The following is a 14284-nucleotide window of genomic DNA, read 5'->3' as shown; positions in this document are numbered from 1 at the left end:
AACCACAACACATCACCTGTTGCCCCACCCATCCCTCTTCCGATCCCGACACCGCGCCGCAGTCGCGGCTCGACCGGCACGCACGACGCGACAACGTGATGGCGGCATTCGCGGTGGCGGGTGGCGTCGCGGGCCGCCACGTCGCGCTCGTCGACGACGTGATGACGTCCGGCGCGACGCTCGCGGCCGCCGCGCATGCACTGAAGGCGGCGGGCGCCACGCACGTGACGAATCTGGTTGCGCTGCGCACCGCCAGGGATTAATTAGATAGAGAGGCCAGCCGCCCGGACACGGCGGCGGCCGCCACGAACCGGCCGGCCGGGAGCGCGCGTTGCGCCGCCCCGGCCGGCCCAGCCAGACCGAAACATGTTCAACGTCGTCCTCGTCGCCCCCGAAATTCCGCCGAACACCGGCAACGTGATCCGCCTGTGCGCCAACACGGGCGCGCGCCTGCACCTGATCGAGCCGCTCGGCTTCCCGCTCGACGACGCGCGGATGCGCCGCGCGGGCCTCGACTATCACGAGTATGCGCAGATGCGCGTGCACCGCGACTGGGACGCGTTCGTCGCGGCGGAAACGCCCGACCCCGCGCGGATGTTCGCGTTCACGACGCGCGGCTCGGGCCGCTTCCACGATCACGCGTTCCTGCCCGGCGACTGGTTCGTGTTCGGCTCGGAAACGCGCGGCCTGCCCGCCGAGCTGCTCGAGCGCTTCCCGAACGAACAGCGCGTGCGCCTGCCGATGCGGCCGGACAATCGCAGCCTGAACCTGTCGAACACGGTCGCGGTGGTCGTGTTCGAGGCGTGGCGCCAGGCCGGCTTCGAAGGCGGCGCCTGACGCCTGCACGGCGCAGCCCGCCCCGCGGGACGCGTCACGTCCGTGCGAGCCGCGCGCGATACAGGTCGTAGATGTCGGGAGAAAAGCACGCGAACACCACGCGTGCGAGGTTCGGCGCCTGCGGCAGCATTTCGGCAACGGTGCCCACCGCGATCTCGACGGCTTCCTCGGCCGGATAGCGATAGATGCCGCAACTGATCGCCGGGAACGCGATCGACGTCGCCGCGACCTCCTCGGCCAGCTCGATCGCGCGCCGGTAGCACGACGCGAGCAGGTCGGCCTCGCCGCGCCCGCCGCCGTGCCACACGGGCCCGACCGCATGGATCACGTAGCGCGCCGGCAGCCCGTGGCCGCGCGTGAGCTTGGCGTCGCCCGTCTCGCAGCCGCCGAGCGTGCGGCATTCGGCAAGCAGGCCGGGGCCGGCCGCGCGATGGATCGCGCCGTCGACGCCGCCCCCGCCGAGCAGCGAGCCGTTCGCGGCGTTGACGATCGCGTCGACATCGAGCGTCGTGATGTCGACGACCTGCGCATCGAGCGTGGTGGAATGGATCTGCAGCATGACAACCTCCCGGAACGCCGGAGACTGTTCAAGCGTAGCGCGCTTTGACACCGCGCGCCCGCAGCGAACACGGCACCCAAAGGCGCCGGATCGTATTACTCGGCGCGCGCGTCGCGCCGCAGCAGGCCGCTGACGGCGTCGCGCGGCGCGATGCCGTCGAACAGCACGCCACACACGGCTTCGGTGATCGGCATTTCGATCGACTGCGCGCGTGCGATGGCCAGTACGGCCTGCGCGCAGCGCACACCTTCGGCCACGTGGCCGAGCGCGCCGAGGATGTCGTTCAGCGTGCGGCCGGCCGCCAGCTGCAGGCCGACCGTGCGGTTGCGCGACAGGTCGCCCGTGGCGGTGAGGATCAGGTCGCCGAGGCCCGTGAGGCCCGTGAAGGTTTCCGCCCGGCCGCCGAGCGCGACACCGAGGCGCGACATTTCGGCGAGGCCGCGCGTAATCAGCGCGGCGCGCGCGTTCAGCCCGAGGCCGAGACCGTCGGCGATGCCGGTCGCGATCGCGAGCACGTTCTTCACCGCGCCGCCAACCTCGACGCCGACCACGTCGTCGCCTGTATAGATCCGCATCGCGCCGTGATGGAACGCGGCGAGCGTGCGCTCGCGGCATTCGGCGGACGTGCTCGCCACCGTCAGCGCGACGGGCAGCAACTGCCCGACCTCGCGAGCGAAGCTCGGCCCCGACAGCACGCCGTTGCTGCACTGCTCGGGCAGCTCGGCCGCGATCACCTGATGCGGCAGCAGATGCGTGTCGGCCTCGAAGCCCTTGCAGACCCAGACGACATGCGCGGGCACGCAGCCTGCGTCGCGCATCGCGTGACACAGCGTGCGCAACCCGGCCACCGGCGCGGCGATCACGCACAGTGCGTCGTCCGCGGCGCCATGCGCGAGCGCGGCGCCGAGATCGGCGTCGTAGCGCAACGCGTCAGGCAGCGCGATGCCGTCCAGATAGCGGGAATTTTCGTGCCGGGCCTGCAGCCCGGCGATGAGCGCGGCGTCGCGCGCCCACAAAAGCGTATCGTGCCGCGCGGCCAGATGGCCCGCGAGCGCGGTGCCCCAGGCACCGGCGCCGAGAACGGCTACTTTCATACCCAGCACCGGTCCGAGTGAAACGTCAGTTCAGCGTCGTGCCGTTCGGTGCGCCTGCTGCGGCACCGGCCTGCTGCTGAAGCTGCGCGAGGCGTTGTTCGTACAGCGCCTGGAAGTTGATTTCCGCCAGGTGGATCGGCGGGAAGCCCGCACGCGTGATCGCGTCGGCGATGTTCGAACGCAGGTACGGGAACAGGATCGTCGGGCAGGCGATGCCGACGAGCGGGTCGAGCTGTTCGTCCGGAATGTTGCGGATGTCGAAAATGCCGGCCTGCTTCGCTTCGATCAGGAACGCGATCTTGTCCTTCACCTTCGCGGTGACGGTGCCCGACACGACGACTTCGAACACGCTTTCCGCGAGGCGGTCGGCCTTGACGTCGACTTCGACTTCAACCGACGGCATATCCTGCTCGAGGAAGATCGCCGGCGAATTCGGCTGCTCGAGCGACATATCCTTCAGGTAGACGCGCTGGATGTTGAAGAACGGTTGGTTTTCGACGTCGGACATGGTGTTTCCCTAAAAGTGGTGACGGGGCGGCCCGGCTTCACGCCGGCCGCCACGGATGAATCCTGCGCGCCCAAGCCGCGGCGCGGCCGGCGGCCATTCTGCCCTAATCAGGCCGCTTGCAGAAGCGGGACGAGCCCACCTTCGCGGTCGAGCTTCGACAGATCGTCGTAACCGCCGACGTGCGTGTCGCCGATATAGATCTGCGGCACCGTGCGGCGCCCCGTGCGCGTCATCATTTCGTCGCGGCGGGCCGGATCGCGGTCGATCAGCACCTTCTCGATCTGCTCGACACCGCGCAGCTTCAGCAGGCGCTCGGCCTGGATGCAATACGGACACACCTGCGTGCTGTACATCAAAACCTTGTTCACTTCGCCACTCCTTGTTTGACGACCGGCATCCCGGCCTGCTGCCAGGCGGCCACGCCGCCCTCGAGCACGTGCACCTCGGCGTAACCCGCCGCCTCGACCTCGCGCGCCGCCTTCTGCGACTGCTGGCCGTTCTGGCAGACGAGCAGCACCGGCGTGCTCTTGTTCTTCGCGACCTGCGCGATTTTCGTGCCGATCTCGCCCGCCGCGACCTGGCGCGCCGACGGCAGGTGGCCGGCAGCGAAATCGGACGCGGCGCGCACGTCGATCACGACCGCGTTGCGGCGGTTGATGAGCTGCGTCGCCTCCGCGGCGGACAGGCCGCCACGGCCGCGGCGCAGCGCGGGCCAGGCCAGCAGGCCGCCGGATACCACCAGGATCGCGATAAGGGCCAGGTTGGTGTAATTGGTAAAGAACGTCACGGAATTCCGCCGGAAAAAGAGAAATCGGATGAGGACAATCCCGCCATTATAAAATAACCGTCTTGCGCGATGGCGGGCCCGGGTCGGGTCCTGCACGACGCGCCACAGCTTCCTTCACTACCGACCGCAAGATCCATGTACAAACTCGTTCTCATCCGCCACGGCGAATCGACGTGGAACAAGGAAAACCGCTTCACCGGCTGGGTCGACGTCGACCTGACCGAACAGGGTCGCAACGAGGCCTACCAGGCCGGCGAATTGCTCAAGGAGGCCGGCTACACGTTCGACATCGCGTATACGTCGGTGCTCAAGCGCGCGATCCGCACGCTGTGGCACGTGCAGGACAAGATGGACCTCATGTACCTGCCGGTCGTCCACTCGTGGCGCCTGAACGAGCGCCACTACGGCGCGCTGTCGGGCCTGAACAAGGCGGAAACGGCCGCGAAGTTCGGCGACGACCAGGTGCTCGTGTGGCGCCGCAGCTACGACACGCCGCCGCCCGCGCTCGAGCCGACCGACGAACGCGCGCCGTTCAACGACCCGCGCTACGCGAAGGTGCCGCGCGAGCAGCTGCCGCTCACCGAGTGCCTGAAGGACACGGTCGCGCGCGTGCTGCCGCTGTGGAACGAGTCGATCGCCCCGGCGGTGCGCGCCGGCAAGCAGGTGCTGATCGCCGCGCACGGCAACTCGCTGCGCGCGCTGATCAAGTACCTCGACGGCATCTCGGACAGCGACATCGTCGGCCTGAACATCCCGAACGGCGTGCCGCTCGTGTATGAACTCGACGAGAACCTGAAGCCGATCAAGCACTATTACCTCGGCGACCAGGACGCGATCGCGCAGGCGCAGGCCGCCGTCGCGAAGCAGGGCAAGGCGGGCTGACGCCCGTCGGCCGGGTGAGCCGCGTCCGGCGCGGCCCGCCCGGCCCCGGCCCAGCCCCTTGCCCTGCGCCCCGCGCGAACCTTCGCGGCGCCGGCGCTGTCGAATCCGCTTTCGAACCCGCGGTGCGCGCGGCGATGCCCGCCTGACCGGCCCCGGGCCCTTTTCGACGCTTTTCGCGCCGTTCCACTGAGTTATCGGACGAACAGTTATACTTGTCCGCTACATCATCCCCGCTACCGCCACGCGCTTCCCGACCGCACCAGATCTCTATGCGAATGAAATTGAAGAACATCGGCCTGATTGCCGCGGGCCTCGCCACGGGCGTGTTCGCCACGCTGCAGGTTTCCGCATCGGCCGAGCAGACCGCCACGGCGCCGCTCCCCCTCGACCAGCTCCGCCTGTTCGCGGAAGTCTTCGGACAGATCAAGCGCGAGTACGTCGAACCGGTCGACGACAAGAAGCTGCTGACGGCCGCGATCAAGGGCATGGTGTCGAGCCTCGACCCGCACTCGTCGTTCCTCGACAAGACCGACTATGACGAGCTGCAGGAGCAGACGAAGGGCCGCTTCGCGGGTCTCGGCATCGAGATCTCGCAGGAAGACGGCCTCGTCAAGGTGATTTCGCCGATCGAGGATACCCCGGCGTTCCGCGCCGGCATCCGTCCGGGCGACCTGATCACCCGCATCAACGACAAGCCGGTGCGCGGCATGACGCTCGACAAGGCCGTGAAGCAGATGCGCGGCGAGCCGGGCACCAAGGTCACGCTGACGATCTTCCGCAAGAGCGACGACCGCACGTTCCCGGTCACGGTCACGCGCGCGATCATCAAGGTCCAGAGCGTGAAGATGAAGATCCTCGATCCGGGCTATGCGTATGTCCGCATCACGAGCTTCCAGGAGCGCACGACGCCCGATCTCGCGCAGAAGCTGCAAGATATCGCACGCCAGCAGCCGAACCTGAAGGGCCTCGTCCTCGACCTGCGCAACAACGGCGGCGGCCTGCTGCAGAGCGCGGTCGGCGTGGCCGGCGCGTTCCTGCCGCCCGACTCCGTCGTCGTGTCGACCAACGGCCAGATCGCCGATTCGAAGCAGGTCTACCGCGATACGTATGACAACTACCGCCTGCCGTCCTTCGACGGCGATCCGCTGAAGAACCTGCCGCCGGTCTTCAAGACCGTGCCGATGATCGTGCTGACGAATGCCTATTCGGCGTCCGCGTCGGAAATCGTCGCCGGTGCGCTGCAGGATTCGAAGCGCGCGCAGATCATGGGCAAGACGACGTTCGGCAAGGGTTCCGTGCAGACGGTCCGCCCGATGACGGCCGACACCGCGCTGCGCCTGACCACCGCGTACTACTACACGCCGAGCGGCCGTTCGATCCAGAACAAGGGCATCACGCCGGACGTGCCGGTCGATCAGTACGCGGACGGCGATCCGGACGACGTGCTCGTGACGCGCGAGGTCGACTACACGAACCACCTCGCGAACACGCAGGATCCGAACGAGAAGAAGGAACAGGAAGACCGCGAGCAGCGCCGGATGGATCAGCTGCGCGTGCTTGAAGAGCAGAACGACAAGAAGACGCCGGAGCAGCGCCAGAAGGATCGCGATCGCAAGCCGATCGAGTTCGGCAGCGCCGACGACTTCATGATGCAGCAGGCGCTCAACAAGCTCGAAGGCAAGCCGGTCCAGGAATCGAAGTCGCTGCTCGCCGAAAGCACGAAGGGCCCGGCCGGCAAGGCCGCCACGGCCTCGAAGGCGTCGGGCGCCAGCGCGAAGCCGGCTTCCGCACCGAAGCCCGCGTCGGCGCCGAAGTAAGCGCCGGCCGGCATCCGACGGGCCATCGCGGGAAGACCGCGATGGCCCGTTTTTCATGCGCGCCTAAAATAACGACATCTGTGCCGCCTCGCCACGACTCCCCATGAACGACGATCAACTCCTTCGCTACTCCCGTCACATCCTCGTCGACGAAATCGGCATCGAGGCGCAGCAGCGCTTTCTCGATGCGCATGCGATCGTCGTCGGCGCAGGGGGGCTCGGCTCGCCCGCCGCGATGTACCTCGCGGCATCGGGCGTCGGCACGATCACGCTCGTCGACGCCGATACGGTCGATCTCACGAACCTGCAGCGGCAGATCCTGCACGTGACGGCGTCGGTCGGCCGCCACAAGGTCGAATCGGGGCGCGACGCGCTCGCGCAGCTGAACCCCGAGGTGACCGTGCACGCGGTCGCGGAGCGTGTCGACGATGCATGGCTCGACGCGCACGTGCCGCATGCGAGCGTCGTGCTCGACTGCACCGACAACTTCGCGACACGGCATGCGATCAACCGCGCCTGCGTCGCGCACGGCGTGCCGCTCGTATCGGGCGCCGCGCTGCGCTTCGACGGGCAGATCAGCACGTTCGATTTCCGCGACCCGGCCGCGCCCTGCTATGCGTGCGTGTTTCCGGAAGACCAGCCATTCGAGGAAGTCGCGTGCGCGACGATGGGCGTGTTCGCGCCGACGGTCGGGATCATCGGCGCGATGCAGGCCGCCGAAGCGCTGCGCGTGATCGGCGACATCGGCAAGACGCTCAACGGGCGACTGATGATGCTCGATTCGCTGCGGATGGAATGGACGACGATGAAAATCGCGCGCCAGGCCGACTGCCCCGTGTGCGGGGGCCGGCACTGACGCGCGACGGGCATGCGCCGGGCGGCGCATGCGTGGTGACACTTCGCTACGATTAGCGGCAACGCGGACACCGACTACGCAGCCGCATCCGCGCGCGGCTCCGCAACCGACAGGCGCTGCAACGCGGCCTGCACTTCCTCCGGCTCGAACGCGGCGAGCACGTCGGCCGTCGGCTTTTCGAGCGCCTTCAGGTGCGCACGCAGGATCTCCTGCTTCACGACCAGCAACTGGCTCGGGTGCATCGAGAACTCGGTGAGCCCCATCCCGAGCAACAGGCGCGTGAGCGCCGGGTCCCCCGCCATTTCCCCGCACACCGACACGGACACGCCCGCGCGCTTCGCTTCGCGCAACGTATAGGCGATCAGGTGCAGCACCGCCGGATGCAATGGGTCGTACAGGTGCGCGACCGCGTTGTCCGCACGGTCGATCGCGAGCGTGTACTGGATCAGGTCGTTCGTGCCGATCGACAGGAAATCGAACCGCTTCAGGAACAGCGGCAGCGCGATCGCCGCGGCCGGAATCTCGATCATCGCGCCGATGCGCACGTTCGGGTCGTACGCGAGCCCCGCGTCGTCGAGCTGGCGCTTCGCCTCGCGGATCAGGTCGAGCGTCTGGTCGATCTCCTGCGCGTGCGCGAGCATCGGGATCAGGATCTTCACCTGGCCGAACGCGGACGCGCGCAGGATCGCGCGCAACTGCGTGAGGAACATCTGCGGCTCGGACAGGCTCCAGCGGATCGCGCGCAGGCCGAGCGCGGGGTTCGGCGCCGTCTCGTAGCCTTCGTCGAGCGCCTCGAGCGGCTTGTCCGCGCCGACGTCGATCGTGCGGATCGTCACCGGCATGCCCTTCATCCACTCGACGGCCCGCTTGTACGCGGCGAACTGCTCCTCCTCTTCCGGCATCTCCTTCTGATGCATGAACAGGAACTCGGAACGGAACAGCCCGACGCCGACCGCGCCGGCCTCGACGGCCGCCTTCGCGTCGTCGGGCAGCTCGATGTTCGCGTACAGCTCGATCTTGGTGCCGCACAACGTTTGCGTCGGCGAGAACTTCAGACGCTGCAGCTTGCGTTGCTCCAGCAGCTTCTCGGACTGCCGGTACGAATACTCCTCGAGGACGATCGGTGCGGGATCGACGATCACGATGCCCTGGTCGCCGTCGACGATGATCAGGTCGTCCTGGCGGATCAGCGCGCTCGCATGCTGCACGCCGACCGCGGCCGGAATGCCGAGGCTGCGCGCGACGATCGCCGTGTGCGACGTGCGCCCGCCGAGATCGGTGACGAATGCCTGGAACGACTGCGACTTGAACTGCATCATGTCGGCCGGCGCGATGTCGTGCGCGACGACGATCATCTCGTTCGTGCCGTTCTTGGCCGCGCGGTCGAGCGCCTGCGACGCGGACGGCGCGCCGGCGAGCGCCTTCAGCACGCGCTCGACCACCTGCTCGATGTCGGCCTTTCGCTCGCGCAGGTATTCGTCCTCGATGTCGTCGAAGTGGCGCGTGAGCAGCTCGAGCTGCTCGGTCAGCGCCCACTCGACGTTGTAGCGGCGCGTGCGGATCAGGTCGATGGTTTCCTGCACGAGCATCTCGTCGCTCAGGATCATCGCGTGGACGTCGATGAATGCGCCGACTTCGCTCGGCGTGTCGTCGGTCAGGTCGGCGCGCAGCGCTTCGAGTTCGTGATGCACGACTTCGAGCGCGGTGCGGAAGCGCTCGACCTCCGCATCGATCTGGTTCGCCTCGACCAGGTAATGGGCGACGTCGAGCGCCGCCGGCGCGATCAGATACGCTCGCCCGATCGCGATACCACGTGAGACGGGAATGCCATGCAGCGTGAAGGACACGCGCACCTCCTCTGTACAAGTAAAGCCGCGGCACACTGCTGCGATGCGCTTATGACCCCGGTTAGCGATTATAAATTCCGCGACTCCCCGCTGACTGCATGCACCGCAGCATTGCGCATTCCGCATCAATGCTTGCGACGAAAAAAATGCCGCGGAATCCGCGGCATTCTGGCTGGAAACGGCAACGATCCCGCGTGAGGATCACTGGCCTTCGCCGAACTTGTCGGCGATCAGCTTCAGCAGCGCGTCCATCGCTTCCCGCTCGTCGGACCCATCGGTCTCGATCGTCACGGTGCTGCCGATGCCGGCCGCCAGCATCATCACGCCCATGATGCTCTTCGCATTGATCTTGCGCCCGTTGCGCGTCATCCAGACTTCCGACTGGAAGTTGCCGGCCAGTTGCGTAAGCTTGGCCGATGCGCGCGCATGGAGCCCCAATTTGTTGACGATGGTGGTTTCTTGTTGAAGCATGATTCTCGGTCGGGTCGGTCGGGGCCGCCGGCGGCGCGCGCCGGCGGTGCGGTCTAAAACGGAAAACGGGAACTCAGTGCGATTCGGTGCGCGGCTGCGGTTCGGGCGGAATCGGCGCGCACTGGCCGCAGCCGGTTTCCGTCGGCGGCGGCGGCGTGCCGGACGACACCTCGTGAACGCCCTTCGCGCCGCCGGACAGCGCCTTGTCGACCAGCTTGTCGAGCGGCACGGTGCGGTAGCAGACGGCCCGCACGAGCATCGGCAGGTTCACGCCCGCGAGCACCCGCACGTTGTCGATCTTGGCCAGCTGGCCGGCGATGTTCGCGGGCGTCGCGCCGTACATGTCGGTCAGCACGACCACGCCGTTCTCTTCCTTGAGCCGCGCGAGCTCCGCGTGCGCGAACGCCATCACCTGGGTCGGATCGCTGTCCGCCATCACGTCGATACAGCCGATGCGGGCAGGCACGCCGCCATAGATGTGCGCGATGCAGTCCCGCAGCGCGGTGGCGAGCGGGGCGTGCGCGATGATCAGGATCCCGGCCATGTCAGATCGCTCCCGGCCGCCCCTGGCGGGCCGACACCCCGCGGCGGGGCAATGAGCGTAGCGAGTGAGGGAAACGTTCCATGTTCAGCCTTGCAACAGTTTCGGCCCGACCGCCGGGCCTATGGTGCGCGAGCGCGGCACCGGGCAAGCGGGCATTGTAGCAGGCCGGTCGAACTGCTCCGGCGACGGGGGACCTGCGCGGCCGCCGCCGGGGTTGCGCGGGAAAGCGGCCTACGCGGCCGCACGCTCCAGCGCGTCGATGAACATCGCGGCGACGTCGAAGCCCGTCTGCTCCATGATCTCGCGGAAGCACGTCGGACTCGTGACGTTCACCTCGGTCAGCCAGTCGCCGATCGCATCGAGGCCGACCAGCAGCAACCCGCGTGCCGCGAGCACCGGCCCGAGCGTGTCGGCGATCTCGCGATCGCGCGCGGTCAGCGGCTGCGCAACGCCGAGGCCGCCCGCCGCGAGATTGCCGCGCACCTCGCTGCCCTGCGGAATCCGGGCGAGCGAAAACGGCACCGGCTCGCCGCCGATCAGCAGGATGCGCTTGTCGCCGGCCTTGATCTCGGGGATGAATTTCTGCGCCATCACCGAACGCGTGCCGTCGTGGCTCAGCATCTCGATGATCGAACCGAGGTTCATGCCGTCCGGCTTCACGCGGAACACGCCCATCCCGCCCATTCCGTCGAGCGGCTTCAGGATCACGTCGCCGTGCTCGGCGTGGAATGCGCGCAGCCGTTTCGCGTCGCGCGTGACGAGCGTCGGCGCGACGAACTGCGGAAACTCGCCGATCGCGAGCTTCTCCGAATGATCGCGGATCGACTGCGCCTTGTTGAACACGCGTGCGCCGGCGCGCTCGGCCAGCTCCAGCAGCCAGGTCGACGTCACGTATTCCATGTCGAACGGCGGATCCTTGCGCATCAGCACCGCGCCGAACGATTCGAGGCGGCGCGCGTCGACCGGCCCGGCCTCGTACCACGTCTCGCGATGCAGGTCGTCCGGGTCGCCGACGAAGGTGATGCGACGCACGTCGGCCTCGACGGCCGAGCCCGTCCATGCGAGCTGGTTCGGCTCGCACGCGTACACCGCATGCCCGCGCCGCGCCGCCTCGGCCATCATCGCGTAGGTCGAATCCTTGTAGATCTTGAAGCGCTCGAGCGGGTCGGCGATAAAGAGAATGTCCATGAGGTCCTGTACGTGGCGAAGGTCCGTTACACCTGGATGGCTTCGGGGTCGGTCTTTTCCAGTTCGATCGACGACGCGATCAGCGACAGCCGCGCGACGACGCCGTACATGTAGAAACGGTTCGGCGGCGCGGCGCCCGGCTTCGCACCCGCATCCGGCAGCGCGGTGTGCTCGAAGCCGAGCGGCACGTAGTGCATGCCGGGCGCGTTCAGGTTCTGGTCGCGCTCGCGGCCGGCGTGCGTGCGGTAGAAGCCGCCGACCACGTAGCGGTCGATCATGTACACGACGGGCTCCGCGACTTCGTCGCCGACGCGCTCGAACGTATAGACACCTTCCTGCACGATCACGTCGCGCACCGCGAGGCCGGCCTTCGACTCGGCCATCTGCGCGCGCTCGGCCTTCGACATCCGGCCGATCTCGGCCGCGTCGTGCACGGTCATCACCCCGCGCCCCGCCGTGCCGGCGTCGGCCTTCACGACGACGTACGGCTTCTCGCTGATCCCGTATTCGCGGTACTTGCGCGCGATCTTCTTCAGCACGCCGTCGATCGCGTCGGCGAGCGCCTGCTCGCCTTCATGCGCCTGCCAGTCGACGCCTTCCACGTGTGCGAAATACGGATTCACCATCCACGGATCGACGCCGACCATCTTCGCGAACTTCTTCGCGACGTCGTCGTAGCACGAGAAGTGCGTCGACTTGCGGCGCACGGCCCAGCCCGCGTGCAGCGGCGGCAGCAGGTACTGCTCGTGCAGGTTTTCCAGCACCGCCGGGATGCCGGCCGACAGGTCGTTGTTCAGCAGGATCGAGCACGGATCGAAATTCTTCAGGCCGAGGCGGCGCTGCGAACGCTCGAGCGGTTCGAGCACGATCTTCTGGCCGTCGGCCAGCGTGATCGGCGTCATGTCGGTGATGCTCGGGTCGAGCGAACCGAAGCGCACGTTCAGGCCGGCCTGGCGCATGATCGTCGCGAGCCGTGCGACGTTCTCGAGGTAGAACGCGTTGCGGGTCGGCAGCTCGGGAATCACGAGCAGGTTCTTCGCGTCCGGGCAGATCTTCTCGATCGCGGCCATCGCCGCCTGCACGGCGAGCGGCAGCACTTCGGACGGCAGATTGTTGAATGCGCCGGGAAACAGGTTCGCGTCGACGGGCGCCAGCTTGAAGCCGGCATTGCGCAGGTCCACCGAACAATAGAACGGCGGGGTGTGTTCCTGCCATTCGAGCCTGAACCAGCGTTCGATCGCAGGCGTCGCGTCGAGGATCTTCTGCTCGAGTTCGAGCAGCGGACCGTTCAACGCCGTAACGAGGTGGGGAACCATGAATCACTCGCGAGCGGGAGAATGAAGATTGTAGAGCAATTGCCCTGCCCATTTGGGGATTGTTCCCGGCTTCGCAAGGGTTTGGAGGAAGTTTTCGGCTATTGACCCGATAGTGCAAAGGGTTATGCGCTACGGCAGTGGGTGACAGGAGAAAAAAAGCCCGCCGGGTGAGGCGGGCCCAAGTCGCTGCGCTCATTCATGGCGGGCGCCGTCGTCGCGGCGGCCCGCCGGTCATTCCTGTGACTTATTCGACATGCTCGCCGTGCAGGACCACGTCGAGGCCTTCGCGCTCTTCCTCTTCCGACACGCGCAGACCGATCGTCAGGTCGATCAGCTTCAGCAGCACGAAGCTCAGCACGCCGCTGTAGACCAGCGTGATCAGCACGCCCTTGGCCTGCAGCAGCAGGCTGCCGTCGGCGCCGCCGATGTCCTTGATCGCGAACACGCCCGTCAGCAACGCGCCGAGAATCCCGCCAATGCCGTGGACGCCGAACGCGTCGAGCGAATCGTCGTAGCCGAGCTTCGACTTGAGCCACGTCGCCGACCAGAAGCACACGACACCTGCGGCGATACCGATCACGAGGGCACCCGTCACGCCGACGAAGCCGGCCGCCGGCGTGATCGCGACGAGACCCGCGACCGCACCCGACACGATGCCGAGCACCGACGGCTTGCCGTGCGACAGCCACTCGGCGAACATCCAGCCGAGCGCCGCGCAGGCCGTCGCGACTTGCGTCGTCAGCATCGCGAAGCCGGCACGGCCGTCGGCCGCCACCGCGGAACCGGCGTTGAAGCCGAACCAGCCGACCCACAGCATCGAGCCGCCGATCATCGTCAGCACGAGGTTGTGCGGCGCCATCGATTCACGGCCGAAGCCGATCCGCTTGCCGAGCATCAGGCACGACACGAGGCCCGCGATACCGGCGTTGATGTGCACCACCGTGCCGCCCGCGAAGTCGAGCACGCCGTCGGCCGACAGCCAGCCGGTCGGCTCCCACACCATGTGCGCGATCGGCACATAGACGATCAGCGACCAGAGCGTCATGAACACGAGCATCGCCGAGAACTTCATCCGGTCGGCGAACGCGCCGCAGATCAGCGCCGGCGTGATGATCGCGAACGTCATCTGGTAGACGAAGTAGACCGATTCCGGAATCGTCGTCGCGAGGTGGCTGACGGTCAGCGTCGTCGCCTTGTCGCCCTTGACGTAGGTCATCCCGTGCAGGAACGCACGCGACAGCCCGCCGATGAAGCCGTTGCCCGGCGTGAACGCGAGGCTGTAGCCGACCACCGTCCACAGCACCGTGATCACCGCGGTGATCGCGAAGCTCTGCATCACGGTCGCGAGCACGTTCTTCTTGCGGACCATGCCGGCGTAGAACAGCGCGAGGCCGGGGATCGTCATGAACAGCACGAGCGCGGTGGAGGTCAGCATCCACGCGGTGTCGCCCGCGCTGATCTTCGACGAATCAACCGAGAACGGCGCGGTCGGCGCGGCGGGAGCGGCCGGTGCCGAAGCGGCGGCAGCAGCCGACGCATCGGTGGCGCCCGAGGCCGGTGCGGCGGCAGCGGCCGGGG

General features: G+C 67.4%; 16 protein-coding genes. 5 read left to right on the top strand and 11 right to left on the bottom strand.

Annotated features, from left to right (window positions below):
* Both G3N98_RS34175 and trmL read left to right on the top strand, forming a co-directional pair.
* Positions 1-263 (top strand): phosphoribosyltransferase family protein (locus tag G3N98_RS34175; RefSeq protein ID WP_277396938.1); only part of this gene is annotated, 263 nt, incomplete at its 5' end.
* A gap of 103 nt (positions 264-366) precedes the next feature.
* Complete coding sequence (gene trmL / locus G3N98_RS34170) at positions 367-837, top strand: tRNA (uridine(34)/cytosine(34)/5-carboxymethylaminomethyluridine(34)-2'-O)-methyltransferase TrmL (RefSeq protein ID WP_011353282.1); 471 nt, start codon at positions 367-369, stop codon at positions 835-837.
* A gap of 34 nt (positions 838-871) precedes the next feature.
* Here the strand turns inward: trmL and G3N98_RS34165 are convergent, their stop codons facing one another.
* The 5 genes from G3N98_RS34165 to G3N98_RS34145 form a co-directional block, all read right to left on the bottom strand.
* Positions 872-1396 carry an O-acetyl-ADP-ribose deacetylase gene (locus G3N98_RS34165; RefSeq protein WP_089426392.1) on the bottom strand — a complete coding sequence of 175 codons (525 nt, stop codon included), beginning with the start codon at positions 1394-1396 and terminating at the stop codon, positions 872-874.
* 95 nt (positions 1397-1491) lie between these two features.
* Positions 1492-2490 (bottom strand): NAD(P)H-dependent glycerol-3-phosphate dehydrogenase, encoded by a 999-nt coding sequence (locus G3N98_RS34160; protein WP_206150615.1) that lies wholly within the window; start codon positions 2488-2490, stop codon positions 1492-1494.
* A gap of 25 nt (positions 2491-2515) precedes the next feature.
* Complete coding sequence (gene secB / locus G3N98_RS34155; protein ID WP_089426394.1) at positions 2516-2998, bottom strand: protein-export chaperone SecB; 483 nt, start codon at positions 2996-2998, stop codon at positions 2516-2518.
* 107 nt (positions 2999-3105) lie between these two features.
* Complete coding sequence (gene grxC, locus G3N98_RS34150; protein ID WP_039346228.1) at positions 3106-3366, bottom strand: glutaredoxin 3; 261 nt, start codon at positions 3364-3366, stop codon at positions 3106-3108.
* Entirely contained in the window at positions 3363-3785 is a 423-nt protein-coding gene (locus tag G3N98_RS34145) for a rhodanese-like domain-containing protein (protein ID WP_089426395.1), read from the bottom strand. Before G3N98_RS34145 ends, grxC begins: the two co-directional genes overlap by 4 nt.
* 135 nt (positions 3786-3920) lie before the next feature.
* Here G3N98_RS34145 and gpmA point away from each other — a divergent pair, with 135 nt between their 5' ends.
* From gpmA to moeB, 3 genes are all read left to right on the top strand, one after another.
* Positions 3921-4667 (top strand): 2,3-diphosphoglycerate-dependent phosphoglycerate mutase, encoded by a 747-nt coding sequence (gpmA, locus tag G3N98_RS34140; RefSeq protein ID WP_027789056.1) that lies wholly within the window; start codon positions 3921-3923, stop codon positions 4665-4667.
* Positions 4668-4936: 269 nt separating this feature from the next.
* On the top strand, positions 4937-6484 hold the full coding sequence (locus tag G3N98_RS34135; protein ID WP_039346234.1) for a S41 family peptidase: 1548 nt from the start codon (positions 4937-4939) through the stop codon (positions 6482-6484).
* Positions 6485-6587: 103 nt separating this feature from the next.
* A complete protein-coding gene (gene moeB, locus G3N98_RS34130; RefSeq protein ID WP_089441082.1) occupies positions 6588-7340 on the top strand; it encodes a molybdopterin-synthase adenylyltransferase MoeB in 753 nt (250 codons plus the stop codon).
* Positions 7341-7414: 74 nt separating this feature from the next.
* Here moeB and ptsP read toward each other — a convergent pair whose 3' ends face one another.
* The 6 genes from ptsP to G3N98_RS34100 all read right to left on the bottom strand — a co-directional run.
* Positions 7415-9187 (bottom strand): phosphoenolpyruvate--protein phosphotransferase, encoded by a 1773-nt coding sequence (gene ptsP / locus G3N98_RS34125; protein WP_043187426.1) that lies wholly within the window; start codon positions 9185-9187, stop codon positions 7415-7417.
* A 201-nt stretch (positions 9188-9388) separates the two neighbouring features.
* On the bottom strand, positions 9389-9658 hold the full coding sequence (locus tag G3N98_RS34120) for an HPr family phosphocarrier protein (RefSeq protein ID WP_089426397.1): 270 nt from the start codon (positions 9656-9658) through the stop codon (positions 9389-9391).
* A 73-nt stretch (positions 9659-9731) separates the two neighbouring features.
* Positions 9732-10202, bottom strand: a complete 471-nt coding sequence (locus G3N98_RS34115) for a PTS fructose transporter subunit IIA (RefSeq protein ID WP_089426398.1) — start codon at positions 10200-10202, stop codon at positions 9732-9734.
* Between the two features lie 231 nt (positions 10203-10433).
* Positions 10434-11390 carry a glutathione synthase gene (gene gshB / locus G3N98_RS34110; protein ID WP_089456980.1) on the bottom strand — a complete coding sequence of 319 codons (957 nt, stop codon included), beginning with the start codon at positions 11388-11390 and terminating at the stop codon, positions 10434-10436.
* A 26-nt stretch (positions 11391-11416) separates the two neighbouring features.
* Entirely contained in the window at positions 11417-12706 is a 1290-nt protein-coding gene (gene gshA / locus G3N98_RS34105; protein ID WP_011353295.1) for a glutamate--cysteine ligase, read from the bottom strand.
* Positions 12707-12950: 244 nt separating this feature from the next.
* Positions 12951-14284, bottom strand: a 1334-nt coding sequence (locus tag G3N98_RS34100; protein ID WP_241026212.1) for an ammonium transporter, incomplete at its 5' end; no start/stop codon positions are given.

Source organism: Burkholderia sp. Tr-20390 (assembly GCF_017104595.1).
GTDB lineage: Bacteria > Pseudomonadota > Gammaproteobacteria > Burkholderiales > Burkholderiaceae > Burkholderia.
The sequence above is the reverse complement of the archived record's forward strand: the minus strand, read 5'-3'. Positions and strand labels throughout refer to the sequence as shown.

Excerpts from the sequence above, each read along its gene's own strand:
- trmL (WP_011353282.1), top strand. The coding sequence starts at position 367 with ATGTTCAACGTCGTCCTCGTCGCCCCCGAAATTCCGCCGAACACCGGC.
- G3N98_RS34165 (WP_089426392.1), bottom strand. The coding sequence starts at position 1,396 with ATGCTGCAGATCCATTCCACCACGCTCGATGCGCAGGTCGTCGACATC.
- G3N98_RS34160 (WP_206150615.1), bottom strand. The coding sequence starts at position 2,490 with ATGAAAGTAGCCGTTCTCGGCGCCGGTGCCTGGGGCACCGCGCTCGCG.
- secB (WP_089426394.1), bottom strand. The coding sequence starts at position 2,998 with ATGTCCGACGTCGAAAACCAACCGTTCTTCAACATCCAGCGCGTCTAC.
- gpmA (WP_027789056.1), top strand. The coding sequence starts at position 3,921 with ATGTACAAACTCGTTCTCATCCGCCACGGCGAATCGACGTGGAACAAG.
- G3N98_RS34135 (WP_039346234.1), top strand. The coding sequence starts at position 4,937 with ATGCGAATGAAATTGAAGAACATCGGCCTGATTGCCGCGGGCCTCGCC.
- moeB (WP_089441082.1), top strand. The coding sequence starts at position 6,588 with ATGAACGACGATCAACTCCTTCGCTACTCCCGTCACATCCTCGTCGAC.
- G3N98_RS34120 (WP_089426397.1), bottom strand. The coding sequence starts at position 9,658 with ATGCTTCAACAAGAAACCACCATCGTCAACAAATTGGGGCTCCATGCG.
- G3N98_RS34115 (WP_089426398.1), bottom strand. The coding sequence starts at position 10,202 with ATGGCCGGGATCCTGATCATCGCGCACGCCCCGCTCGCCACCGCGCTG.
- gshB (WP_089456980.1), bottom strand. The coding sequence starts at position 11,390 with ATGGACATTCTCTTTATCGCCGACCCGCTCGAGCGCTTCAAGATCTAC.
- gshA (WP_011353295.1), bottom strand. The coding sequence starts at position 12,706 with ATGGTTCCCCACCTCGTTACGGCGTTGAACGGTCCGCTGCTCGAACTC.